This window comes from Arthrobacter sp. AIWTK1, from assembly GCF_056680535.1.
Genome location: NZ_CM155287.1, coordinates 1192104 through 1204190, shown reverse-complemented (window position 1 = coordinate 1204190; position 12087 = coordinate 1192104). Strand labels below are relative to the sequence as shown.

At 65.0% G+C, this 12087-nt stretch carries 10 protein-coding genes; all 10 read left to right on the top strand.

The window, feature by feature from the left end:
* Positions 1-103 precede the first annotated feature (103 nt).
* The 10 genes from mmsA to AC1MDG_RS05595 all read left to right on the top strand — a co-directional run bounded on the left by mmsA (position 104) and on the right by AC1MDG_RS05595 (position 12042).
* Positions 104-1663, top strand: a complete 1560-nt coding sequence (gene mmsA, locus AC1MDG_RS05640) for a multiple monosaccharide ABC transporter ATP-binding protein (RefSeq protein WP_479808034.1) — start codon at positions 104-106, stop codon at positions 1661-1663.
* A 45-nt stretch (positions 1664-1708) separates the two neighbouring features.
* Positions 1709-2980 (top strand): multiple monosaccharide ABC transporter permease, encoded by a 1272-nt coding sequence (gene mmsB, locus AC1MDG_RS05635; RefSeq protein WP_479808033.1) that lies wholly within the window; start codon positions 1709-1711, stop codon positions 2978-2980.
* Positions 2981-3030: 50 nt separating this feature from the next.
* Positions 3031-4128: a substrate-binding domain-containing protein gene (locus AC1MDG_RS05630; RefSeq protein WP_043479298.1), complete on the top strand. Its 1098-nt coding sequence runs from the start codon at positions 3031-3033 to the stop codon at positions 4126-4128.
* Between the two features lie 225 nt (positions 4129-4353).
* Complete coding sequence (locus tag AC1MDG_RS05625) at positions 4354-5808, top strand: ABC transporter permease (RefSeq protein WP_479808032.1); 1455 nt, start codon at positions 4354-4356, stop codon at positions 5806-5808.
* Between the two features lie 2 nt (positions 5809-5810).
* On the top strand, positions 5811-6515 hold the full coding sequence (locus AC1MDG_RS05620) for an ABC transporter ATP-binding protein (RefSeq protein ID WP_479808031.1): 705 nt from the start codon (positions 5811-5813) through the stop codon (positions 6513-6515).
* A 139-nt stretch (positions 6516-6654) separates the two neighbouring features.
* Positions 6655-7725 carry a Gfo/Idh/MocA family protein gene (locus AC1MDG_RS05615; protein WP_479808030.1) on the top strand — a complete coding sequence of 357 codons (1071 nt, stop codon included), beginning with the start codon at positions 6655-6657 and terminating at the stop codon, positions 7723-7725.
* Between the two features lie 132 nt (positions 7726-7857).
* Positions 7858-8817 (top strand): hypothetical protein, encoded by a 960-nt coding sequence (locus AC1MDG_RS05610; RefSeq protein WP_479808029.1) that lies wholly within the window; start codon positions 7858-7860, stop codon positions 8815-8817.
* Between the two features lie 82 nt (positions 8818-8899).
* Positions 8900-10120: a DUF320 domain-containing protein gene (locus AC1MDG_RS05605; RefSeq protein ID WP_479808028.1), complete on the top strand. Its 1221-nt coding sequence runs from the start codon at positions 8900-8902 to the stop codon at positions 10118-10120.
* A gap of 174 nt (positions 10121-10294) precedes the next feature.
* A complete protein-coding gene (locus AC1MDG_RS05600) occupies positions 10295-11518 on the top strand; it encodes a serine/threonine-protein kinase (RefSeq protein WP_479809024.1) in 1224 nt (407 codons plus the stop codon).
* A complete protein-coding gene (locus tag AC1MDG_RS05595; protein WP_479808027.1) occupies positions 11515-12042 on the top strand; it encodes a mucin-associated surface protein in 528 nt (175 codons plus the stop codon). Before AC1MDG_RS05600 ends, AC1MDG_RS05595 begins: the two co-directional genes overlap by 4 nt.
* The last annotated feature ends 45 nt before the right edge of the window (positions 12043-12087 follow it).

Sequence of the window (12087 nt, the reverse complement as noted above, 5' to 3'; positions counted from 1 at the left end):
AAGACTTGACGACAAGGGCTGTGATCCAGTTTACTTTTTCATCAGACGGCCCTGCGGTTTGCGGGGCGGACAACGAAGTCATGCATTGGAGGCGTAAGGGCACATGACGTCCCAGACCACGCAAAGTGATCCGATCCTTCTCGAGATGCGGTCCATAACCAAGGAATTCCCCGGCGTTAAAGCTTTGTCCGAGGTGAGCCTGCGGGTGAAGGCCGGCGAGATCCACGCCATCTGCGGTGAGAACGGCGCCGGCAAGTCCACCCTCATGAAGGTCCTCTCGGGCGTGTACCCGTACGGCAGCTACGACGGCGACATCGTGTACCAGAACGAGGTCCAGCAGTTCAAGGACATCCGTGCCAGCGAGCAGGCCGGCATCGTGATCATCCACCAGGAACTCGCGCTTATCCCGGAACTCTCCATCATGGAGAACATCTTCCTGGGCAACGAGCCCACCAAGCGCGGCATCATCGACTGGGCAGAGGCCCGAACGCGTTCCACCGAACTGCTCGCCCGGGTGGGCCTGCGCGAAGACCCCGATACCGCCATCAAGGAGATCGGCGTCGGCAAGCAGCAGCTCGTTGAAATCGCCAAGGCGCTCAGCAAATCGGTGAAGCTCCTCATCCTGGACGAGCCCACGGCGGCCCTGAACGAGTCCGACTCCCAGCACCTGCTGGATCTCATGCTCGGGCTCAAGGGCCGCGGCATCACGTCCATCATCATTTCCCACAAGCTCAACGAGATCGAGCAGATCGCCGACTCCATCACCATCATCCGCGACGGCAAGTCCATCGAGACCCTCGACGTAAAGGCCGACGGCGTGGACGAGGACCGCATCATCAAAGGCATGGTGGGCCGCACGCTGGAGTCACGCTTCCCGGACCACGAACCGAAGATCGGCGAGGTGTTCTTCGAGGTCAAGGACTGGAACGTGGGGCACCCGCAGATCCAGGACCGCCTGGTCTGCAAGAATTCCAACTTCTTCGTCCGCCGCGGCGAGATTGTCGGCTTTGCCGGGCTCATGGGCGCCGGCCGGACCGAGCTCGCCCGATCCGTCTTCGGCCGTTCCTACGGACGGTTCATTTCCGGCCACATCTACAAGGACGGCAAGGAGATCAGCCTCCGCTCCGTCCGCCATGCGATTGATGCCGGGCTGGGCTACGTCACCGAGGACCGCAAGTCACTGGGCCTGAACCTCCTGGATGACATCAAGACCACCACCGTTGCCGCGAACCTGAAAAAGATCAGCAAGCACAACATCGTGGACCCCAACAAGGAATTCACCGTTGCGGAGCAGTACCGCAAGTCGCTTCGCACCAAGGCGCCCTCAGTGGAGGAAGGCGTCGCCAAACTCTCGGGCGGCAACCAGCAGAAGGTGGTGCTCGCAAAATGGATGTTCACCGACCCGGACCTGCTCATTCTTGACGAGCCGACCCGCGGCATCGATGTGGGCGCCAAGTACGAGATCTACGGCATCATCCAGCAGCTGGCCAACCAGGGCAAAGGCGTGATTGTGATCTCGTCCGAATTGCCGGAGCTGCTGGGACTCTCGGACCGCATCTACACCATCTTCGAAGGCGCCATCACCGGTGTCCTGAACAAGGATGAAGCCAGCCAGGAAAGCCTGATGAAGCTCATGACATCCGCCCGTAAGACCGCCGCCTGACCTTCTGGATACCTCCAGAACCTTCCAGACACAAGGACCGAAACAATGAACGCGCTCAAGAAGCTATTTGGCGGCAACACCCGCCAATTCGGCATGATCTTCGCCCTGGTTGCACTGATCGTCTTTTTCCAGATTTTCACCGAGGGCCGCACGCTCACCCCGGGCAACGTCATCAACCTCTTCAACGGCAACTCCTACATTCTGATCCTGGCCATCGGCATGGTGCTGGTCATCATTGCCGGCCACATCGACCTCTCCGTGGGTTCCGTGGCAGCCTTTGTGGGCGTCACCGTCGCCCTGGCCATCCGTGACTGGGGGATTCCCTGGTACGCCGGCGTTCTCCTGGGCCTGGCCCTCGGGGCGCTGATCGGGGCGTGGCAAGGGTTCTGGACCGCCTACGTGGGCATTCCCGCCTTCATCGTGACCCTGGCCGGTATGCTACTGTTCCGCGGCTTCAACCAGTTCGTCGGCAAGTCCAACACCATCCCGGTTCCCAGCGATTTCCAGTACCTCGGCTCCGGCTACCTCCCCGAAGTGGGGCCATCCACGGGATACAACAACCTCACCCTGCTCCTGGGCCTGCTGGCCGTGGCCTTCGTGATCTTCAGCGAAATCCGTTCACGCCGCCGGGCCGTGGCCCTTGGCGCTGAGGTCCCGGAAGCCTGGGTGATGATCCTCAAGCTCGTGCTGATCTGCGGTGCCATCCTGTACGCCACGTACCTGTTCGCCACCGGCCGCCCGGGCACCTCCTTCCCCATCCCGGGCCTCATCCTGGCCGTCCTGGTCATCATCTACGGCTTCATCTCCTCCAAGACCATCGTCGGCCGCCACATCTACGCAGTCGGCGGCAACAGGCACGCCGCCGAACTCTCGGGCGTGCAGTCCAAGAAGGTCAACTTCCTGGTGATGATGAACATGTCCATCCTGGCCGGCCTGGCAGGCATGATCTTCGTGGGACGCTCCACCGCATCCGGCCCGTTTGACGGCGTCGGCTGGGAACTTGACGCCATCGCAGCCGTGTTCATCGGCGGTGCCGCTGTGACCGGCGGCGTGGGTACCGTAATCGGCTCCATCGTTGGTGGCCTGGTGATGGCCGTGCTGAACAACGGCCTGCAGCTCCTCGGCGTCGGCGCCGACCTCACCCAGATCATCAAGGGCCTGGTCCTCCTGATCGCCGTTGCCTTCGACGTCTACAACAAGACCCAGGGCAAGAAATCCATCATCGGCATGATGATGAAGAACTTCGGCCGCAGCAGCAGCGAGCTCCAGCCGGACGAGACCACATCCACCAAGGACACCATCCGCAAGGAAGCCTGAGCGCTCCCCCACGATTCTCCGCACACCATCTAAAGAAAGTGAACCAAGCAATGCAAATGATTGGTAAAGCAGGAAAGGCAGCAGCGATCGCTGCTATTGCGGCACTGGCGCTGACAGCCTGCGGCCGCGCCGAGACCGGCACCACGGGTGGTAGCAGCGGCGGCGAGGCATTCCCCAAGAACTCCTCGATCGGCGTCGCACTCCCCCAGAAGACCAGTGAAAACTGGGTGCTGGCCGAGAAGCTGTTCAACGACGGACTGAACGGGGCCGGTTTCAAGGCTGACGTGCAGTTCGCCAACGGCGGCGTCTCCGAGCAGCAGAACCAGATCAGCGCCATGGTCACCAAGGGTGCAAAGGTCATCATCGTGGGTGCCATTGACGGCGCCCAGCTGGGTACCCAGCTCAAGCAGGCCAAGGACTCCGGCGCCACCATCATCGCCTACGACCGCCTTCTCCTGAACACCGAGAACGTGGACTACTACGTGGCCTACGACAACTTCAAGGTGGGCGAGCTCCAGGGCCAGGCGCTGCTGGACGGCATGAAGGCCAAGAAGCCTTCCGGCCCGTACAACATCGAGCTCTTCGCCGGGTCCCCGGATGACGCCAACGCGAAGGTCTTCTTCGACGGCGCCATGAGCGTCCTCAAGCCGAAGATCGACGACGGCACCCTCAAGGTTGTCTCCGGACAGACCTCGTTCGAGCAGGCTGTCACCCAGGGCTGGAAGGCTGAGAACGCCCAGCGTCGCGCCGACACCCTCCTGACCGGCAGCTACGGCACCGCTTCCCTGGACGGCGTCCTGTCCCCGAACGACACCCTGGCGCGTGCAGTCCTGACGTCCGTCAAGGCTGCCGGCAAGCCGCTTCCGATCATCACCGGCCAGGACTCCGAGGTTGAGTCCGTCAAGTCCATCATGGCCGGCGAGCAGTACTCCACCATCAACAAGGACACCCGCAAGCTCGTTGAGCACGCGATCACCATGGTCAAGGACATCCAGGCCGGCAAGACGCCTGAGATCAACGATGACAAGTCCTACAACAACACGGTCAAGACCGTTCCGGCATACCTGCTGGATCCGGTCATCGTGACCAAGGAGAACGTCAAGACGGCCTACGTTGACGATCCGGTACTCGGACCGATCACCAAGTAGTCCGCGCTGAGGCGCCTGTAACTGCAGCCACGAGCCCCGGCTCACCCGACAGGGTGGGCCGGGGCTCTTGGTTTGTCCACTGTTCCGCGTCCCGGCACGTGCCCTCGGTACCCCGCCCGTCTTCACAGCGGAAACATAGCTTCGGCCCGTTCCCCGCACAGCCAGGCGCACCACTGTTGGATCAGCAGCCGGTCATTCCGTCCGGCCAGAGATCCTAGGAGTAGCGTGAGCGTCCTCGCCAGAAGTGTAGGCAATGCCTTCCGAAACAAGGTCCGAACCGGGGCCGTGGTGGCGGTGCTGGCCGTGGCGATCGGCCTGGCCTTGTCCATGCTGGTGGCCAACCAGGCAGTTGCCGCCAAAGTCACCGAATTGAACGCATCCGTAGGCACGGTCCTGACCGTCAACCCGGCCGGCGGCCAGGGCTTCGAGGGCGGCGGCGAACCGCTCACGGCGGAGCAGGCGGCAACCGCGGCCGCAGTACCCAACGTGACCAGCGTCGTCGGCACCAAGGCGCTGAGGCTTCGCAACGCCGCTGAAGCGGCGGCACAAGCCGCCGCCGGAACCCAGGCCGGCGGACCCGGCGGAGGCCAGGGCGGACCGGGCGGACAGACCACCACCACGCTGACCACCAGCCTCACTGCAGCCGTCGACGCCGGCACCCTCGGCAACCGCAACCAGGCCAGCCAGGGCACCACAGGATCGACCGGAACCACCCAGCCGGCCCGGACCATGTCCCTGCCGATCACCGCCACCGGAATCGGCGCCGGGGTGGACAGCACGGGCAAGGCCCTGACCATCACCGAAGGTTCCGGCCTGGGCGACTACACCTCGGAATCGACCAACGCGCTCCTGGGCACCACCCTTGCCGAAAAGAACGGCCTCAAGGTGGGCTCCACGTTCACCATCAACGACAAAACGTACACGGTGGCCGGCCTGTTCGACGCCGGCACCACATTCGGCAACAACGCCCTCTACGTCACCCTTCCTTCCGCCCAAACCCTCGCCTCACTGCCGGGCGAGCTGTCCACCATGATCGTCACGGTCGACAGCATGGAAAACGTTGACTCCGCCAAGACAGCCCTCCAGGCCGCCCTTGGCACGGACAAGGCCGATGTCACCCAGGGCCAGCGCAACCTGGAAACGGCTGTCAGTTCACTGGACAGTGTCAAGAACATTTCACTCATTGCCTTCATCGCGGCGCTGGGCACGGCCGGCCTGATTATCCTCCTGATCATGGTGATGCTGGTCCGCGAGCGCCGCCGTGAGATCGGTGTGCTCAAGGCGATCGGCGCGCCCAACCGCACCATCGGGCTCCAGTTCGTCCTGGAGGCGCTGGTAGTGGTGGCCATGGGCAGCGTGGTGGGTGCCGCCGTCGCGTCCTTCGCCAGCGGCAGCATCGCCTCCGCGTTGATCAGCTCCAATTCAACGACGACGACGACGGCACCCACCGGGCGCGGCGTCCCCGGCGGCGCGGCCGGCTTCCCCGGCGGCGCTGGTCTTCCCCAAGGGGGACCCTTCGGCGGAGCCTCCCAGCTCCTCACCACCGTCACGGCGAGCGCCTCCCCCGGCGTGATCGCCGCCGGCATCGCCGCAGTGTTCGGCGTGGCCATTATCGGCGCGCTGGTCCCCGCGCTCCTGACCGCCCGCATCCGCCCCATCGAAGTCCTCCGAGGAGAGTAGCCATGATCGAAGTCAAGAACCTCGTCCGCACCTTCAAGTCCGGCGACCGCACCATCAAACCCGTCAACGACGTCAGCTTCGAACTCGAACAGGGCACGCTCGCGTCCATCGTGGGCAAGAGCGGCAGCGGCAAGAGCACGCTGTTGTCCCTGCTGGGTGCGCTGGACAAGCCCACCAGCGGAGACGTCGTCGTCAACGGCGTCAGCCTGGCCAACATGCCGGACGGCAAGCTGACCGAATACCGGCGGCGCGATATCGGCTTCGTGTTCCAGCAGTTCAACCTGATCCCCAACCTGTCCGCGGTGGACAACGTCATGCTGCCGATGGAGTTCGCCGGGGTCCGCAAGGCCGCCCGGCTGGCCCGGGCCAAGGACCTGCTGGAGCAGGTGCAGCTGGACCCGGAGAAGCACGTGCGCCGCATCAACCGCCTGTCCGGCGGCGAGCAGCAGCGTGTGGCAATTGCCCGCGCACTGGCCAACGAACCCAAGCTGATCCTGGCCGACGAGCCCACGGGCAACCTCGACGAACAGACCGGCGAGCACATCATCGAGCTCCTCAGCTCGCTGAGCCGCGACCACAACACCACCATCCTGGTGGTGACGCACGACCGCCAGCTCGCCAACAAGACGGACCGCCGCTTCCGGCTGCAGCAGGGACGCCTCACGGAGGAGCCCGCCCGTTCCAGGGTGGCGGCCGCCTCGGCATAGCTGGCCGGCCGGGCTGACCCGGCGCAGGCCGCTTTTAACCCGACGCTCTCTCACCTTTGGCACGAAATATTCGAACGCTCTCTCACTTCCTGCGGGGTAATTCCCCAACGCTCTCTCAGCCGGGTGAGAGGATGGCTCAATGAGTGCCCCCATCGCGAAGCCGTGGCTGTTCAGCCAGTCCGACCAGGACCCCCGTTCCGCCACAGGACAAACGCTGCGGTGGGGAGTGGTTGCCACCGGCGGAATCGCCCAGTCTGTGGCGAAAGATCTTGCCCTCCTGGCCGATGCCGAGCTGTACGCAGTCAGCTCCCGAAGCCAGGCGTCGGCTGATAGGTTCGCGGCGGAGTACGGTTTTTCCATAGCGTACGGTGACGACTCCACCGGGGCCGGTTACCACCGGCTCTTGGCCGACGACTCCGTGGATGTTGTCTATGTGGCCACGCCGCACGCCCAGCACTATGAAGTTGCCCTGGCAGCGCTTGAGGCCGGCAAGCATGTGCTCTGCGAGAAGGCCCTGACCATCAACGCGCGTGAAGCTGCGGAACTGGTGGCCCTGGCCCGTTCCAAGAAGCTGTTCATGATGGAAGCCATGTGGAGCCGATTCCTTCCCAGCATGCAGCGCGCCTTCGACATCGCCGCATCCGGGGAACTCGGGACAGTCCAGTGGGTCACCGCGGATCTTGGTTTCCCGGCTGTCTACTCCCCCAGCGCCCGGCTGTGGGCCCTCAAGGACGGCGGAGGTGCCCTCCTCGACCTGACGGTTTATCCCCTGCTCTGGGCACTGGGCACCTTGGGTTTCCCGCAAACCGTCAGTGCCACCGGCTCAGTGAACGACGACGGCGTCGACGCCCAGAATGCGCTGACGCTGGGATACCACCATGGCGCGCAGGCCCAGCTGACATCATCGCTGACGGCTTACGGTCCGCGGGCGGCAACCGTCGCCGGCAGCCTGGGGTACCTCCAGACCATCGGTTCCGTGAACAACCCCAAGGAAATCCACGTCCGGATCGGCATGGCGGAACCGCGTACCGAGCACTTCGACGTTGTGGGCCGAGGCTACTCCTACGAGCTCCGCGAGGTCACCAGATGCATCCAGCAGGGGCTCACGGAGAGCCCGGTCATGCCGCTTGAGGACTCGCTGAATGTCATGAGGCTGTTCGACGGCGTCCGCGGCCAGCTGGGCGTGAGCTACCCGAACGATGCCCGCTGAGGTCATCTGACGCTGCAGAAGATAATCAATTCGCCGGACTATTATCCGGAAAACGCTGGACTACCCCGACAGATCGTGCCTAGGCTGTTAGCCAATCGTCGAATTTTCGAGGAGCGTTGGGGGTGTTTGCGTATGGACTCAGCACGTTCGCCATGGCGCGCGCTCCGTCCGCTGCTCCTGGCAGGCGCCGCAGCCGCAGCCTGGCTGACCCTATCGGCCCCGGCCGCCAGCGCCGATGCAGCCACTGATCCTGGTTCATTACTCGGGGGCGTCAGCTCATCAGTATCTTCAGTCAGCGAAACCGCAATCAATCCTGTTGGGGACGTCCTGGCCGCTGCTGTTCCGGCCGTCAGTGCCGAGTTTTCTGTCCAGTCAAGCTCCGCTGAACCGGACGGACTCCTCCAGCCTCTTACCGGCGCTGCAACCGGCACCGTGGACCACCTCGTTGAAGCCGTTCCTGGCGTGAACCAGATAGTCCCCTCCGGCACTGTCGGAACCGTCACGGCACCGGTCACTGCGGCGGCCGACGGAATCGCCTCCGGAATCGCTGAGGAAGTCTTGCCGGTAGCAAGCTCTGCCCTGCCGTTACCGGAGCCCGTTGTGGAACCGGTGAGCGACCTGCTTTCCAGCGTTGATTCACTTCCGGGCACAGACGTTCCGGTACCGGATCTCCCGTTACCGGACGTCTCCGCGGTGGACGGCATGACCGCCAGCGGCGCGGTGCCGCCGCTTGTTCTGCCCGTGCAGGCAGACGCTGAAAATAGCGGCGATCTGCCGGCTGCGACCGTCATGCCGACGTCAGCGGCACACTTCCCTGCCTATGGTCTTGATCCGTTGCTGCCTGCTCCGGTACAAGCCGGAATTCTCGAAGCTCCCCTACCGAACGAGGGAACCCCTCACCCGGCAGCGTTGCCGGCTGTTCCGGGCTCCGGTTCAGCAAGCAGCCAGTCTCAAGGCGGCGGCGCTGGCAGTACAGCCTGGCTATCAACCTTCACAATGAACGTTCCGCTGACCGGTGTTCTTCCCGCCGGCGGCCCGCTGCAAAGTCCTGCCTCGCCGGTGTCGTTCGACCCCGGCTCGTCTCCTGACTAGTTAGGCCCTCCCGCGCCCTTGTGCGGAAAACGGCCATTCGGGCTGCCATGGCGCCCGACAACAACTTTCAGGAGACTTCACCATGCATGCAACTATCCGCAGGGGGCTGCTCAGCACCCTCTTTGCCGGAGGACTACTAGCCCTCGGCACCACCGCTGCGAGCGCAGCGGATACCACCAGCGGTTCCGACGGTCTCGCCTCCGGAACCCAGGTCGTCGCTCCGGTCACCGCCCCTGTAACAGTCGGAACGACGTCGTTGGGCCTGCTGGGTGACTCAACGGCCACGTCCGGAAGCGGCACCACCGACACGACCAGCGCGCCGTCGGGAACCAGCACCACCCCCGCCGCAACCACGAGCGGTTCCGACGGTCTCGCCTCCGGAACCCAGGTCGTCGCTCCGGTCACCGCCCCTGTAACAGTCGGAACGACGTCGTTGGGCCTGCTGGGTGACTCAACGGCCACGTCCGAAAGCGGCACCACCGACACACCGGCGGGAACCAGCACCACCCCCGCCACAACCACGAGCGGTTCCGACGGTCTCGCGTCCGGAACCCAGGTCGTCGCACCGGTCACCGCCCCTGTAACAGTCGGAACGACGTCGTTGGGCCTGCTGGGTGACTCAACGGCCACGTCCGGAAGCGGCACCACCGACAACACCACCACACCGGCGGGAACCAGCACCACCCCCGCCACCACCAGCGGTTCCGACGGTCTCGCCTCCGGAACCCAGGTCGTCGCACCGGTCACCGCACCAGTCACGATCGGAACGACGTCGTTGGGCCTGCTGGGTGACTCAACGGCCACGTCCGGAAGCGGCACCACCGACACGACCAGCGCGCCGGCGGGAACCAGCACCACCCCCGCCACCACCAGCGGTTCCGACGGTCTCGCCTCCGGAACCCAGGTCATCGCACCGGTCACCGCACCAGTCACGATCGGCCGTGCGTCAGTAGGGATCGGCGGTGCGTCGGTTGGAATTGGCGCTGACTCGTCTTCCACGGTGGTTCCTCCTATGGCGCCTTCCCCCGTGGTCAATCCCCCGGCTGTCACGCCCCCGCTGGGCTTCGGCCCGGCAACCGCCGGTCCGGCGACAGTTACCGAAGGTCCGGCGTCGTTGGCCGTGCTCCGTACACAGGTGGCGCCTGCCGGTACGCAGATGGTGCCGGCCGCTGCAGTAACTCCCTTGGCAGCTCCCGTGCTGGCCAACACCGGTGCCAGCCTTGACCTGGTGACCGCCGCCCTCCTCCTGCTGGCCGGCGGCATGATCATCGTCCTTGTCCAGGCCCGGTGGAAGAAGGCCTAGGAAGCCAGCTGGTCCGGTCCGGGAAGCCGCTCAGGGCTTCCCGGACCGGACCTCCGGACCCCGCCAATTCGAGTCCAGCAGGCGTAACTACCAAGCACCCTTATGAAAATGCATACCCGTCCCCGTATCATCTTTTAGAGTGCGTTCCGAGGGAACGCTAAAAAGGATGGGGACATCGTGGAGAGTTCGCCTAGCGAAACGGCAGAGGTCCTGGGCGGCCGATACCGCCTCGGCGACGTCATCGGGCGCGGCGGCATGGCATCGGTGTACACGGCCAGGGACGAGAACCTTGGCCGCGACGTCGCCTTGAAGCTTTTTGCCCCCCAGTCGGCTGACGCGGACGAGCTAAAGCGTCAGGAAGCCGAGATCCAGCTGCTCGCCACCCTAAATCACCCCAGCCTCGTGACTTTGTTCGACGCCGGAATCGACTCCCGCGTGCCTGAAGAGCCCCGCCCGTTCCTGACGATGGAACTGGTTGAGGGGCAGGACCTTCGGAGCAGGATCCGGCACAGCGCCGTTCCGCTGGATGAACTGGCAGTGATCGGGGCCGGCGTGGCCGATGCCCTGGCGTACGTGCACAACCTGGGCATCATCCACCGTGACATCAAGCCAGCCAACATTCTCCTGGTGCAGGTCCGCCCCGGAGAGCCCCTGCGCCCCAAGCTGACGGATTTCGGCATTGCCAGGATCGTCGACGGCACCCGGCTGACCGCCACCGGGACCATGGTGGGAACAGCCGCCTACCTGAGCCCGGAACAGGCCCGGGGCACCGACCTTGGCCCCGCCAGCGACATCTATTCCCTCGGTCTGGTGCTGCTCGAGTGCATCAAGGGCACCGTGGAGTATCCGGGGAGCGCCATTGAGTCTGCGGTGGCGCGCCTGCACCGTGCCCCGGAAATCCCCGCCGACGTTCCAGCCGAGTGGGCTACCCTGATCAGCTCCATGACAGCGCTGGACCCGATGGACCGCCCGACGGCCGCCGATCTCGAGACCGCCCTTCGGCAGGCCCTGGTCTCCCCTGAATCGGTACCGGGCGCCGTGGCCGAGGAACCCACGCGCATTCTTCCGGCACCGCCGTCCCGGCCGCCGATGGTTGTGCCGGACACGACAGACCCCCAGACTGCCGTGACGGCGGACGCCGAGACCGAGGGCCGCTCCACGGCTCCTCTGGGGGCCGACGCCAGCGGCCCTCCCCGCGCCCGAATCAGCCGGCGCTTCCGTTCCGCCGGGCGGGGGAAGCTGGTTGCTGCGGCGGCAGCGGTTGCCGTGCTCGCGGCAGGCGCTCTGATCCTCCTGCCCAACATCACTCCCGAAAAGCCTGAGCCTGTCCAATACCCTGCGGTTACCGGCACCCTGGGAGAGCACCTCGATCAACTACAGAAGAGCGTGGAACCGTGACGTTATATCGACTTACCGCACGGCCGCTGCGTTGGCGGCCGGTCCTCGCGGCAGCACTGCTTGCGGCCGCCCTTGGCGGCTGCAGCGCCGCGCCCCCGGACCTTGAGGCGGAAGCCGCACAGCAGCTGCAGGCCAAGGTCCTCACCGTCTCACAGTCCGCCGCCGGCAACGACCCGGCCGGCGCCCTCAAGTCCCTTGACGAGCTCGTCGCACAGCTTGACGCGTCGGCAGCCCAGGGAACTGTGTCCTTCAAACGCCACCAGAGCATCATGAAGGCGATCGAAGCAGTAAGGGCGGACCTCTCGGCGGCGAAAGCCCAGGCCGAAGCAGAAACTGCCGCTGCGGCGCAGGCAGCCGCAGCCAAGGCAGCGGCTGATGCAGCAGCAGCGGAGGCGGCAGCGGCGGAAGCTGCGAAGGCGGCGAATGTTCCCGTTGCCGAAGCTCCGGCGCCGGTTGCTCCGGTGCCCGCCCAACAGAACCAGGGTCCGGGAAAGGGCGAGAAGGGCAAAGGCAAGGACGGCTGACTCCGGCGTTAACCGGTGACAGCCGCCCCGTCACGGAATCCGGCT

Excerpts from the sequence above, each read along its gene's own strand:
- mmsA (WP_479808034.1), top strand. The coding sequence starts at position 104 with ATGACGTCCCAGACCACGCAAAGTGATCCGATCCTTCTCGAGATGCGG.
- mmsB (WP_479808033.1), top strand. The coding sequence starts at position 1,709 with ATGAACGCGCTCAAGAAGCTATTTGGCGGCAACACCCGCCAATTCGGC.
- AC1MDG_RS05630 (WP_043479298.1), top strand. The coding sequence starts at position 3,031 with ATGCAAATGATTGGTAAAGCAGGAAAGGCAGCAGCGATCGCTGCTATT.
- AC1MDG_RS05620 (WP_479808031.1), top strand. The coding sequence starts at position 5,811 with ATGATCGAAGTCAAGAACCTCGTCCGCACCTTCAAGTCCGGCGACCGC.
- AC1MDG_RS05615 (WP_479808030.1), top strand. The coding sequence starts at position 6,655 with ATGAGTGCCCCCATCGCGAAGCCGTGGCTGTTCAGCCAGTCCGACCAG.
- AC1MDG_RS05610 (WP_479808029.1), top strand. The coding sequence starts at position 7,858 with ATGGACTCAGCACGTTCGCCATGGCGCGCGCTCCGTCCGCTGCTCCTG.
- AC1MDG_RS05605 (WP_479808028.1), top strand. The coding sequence starts at position 8,900 with ATGCATGCAACTATCCGCAGGGGGCTGCTCAGCACCCTCTTTGCCGGA.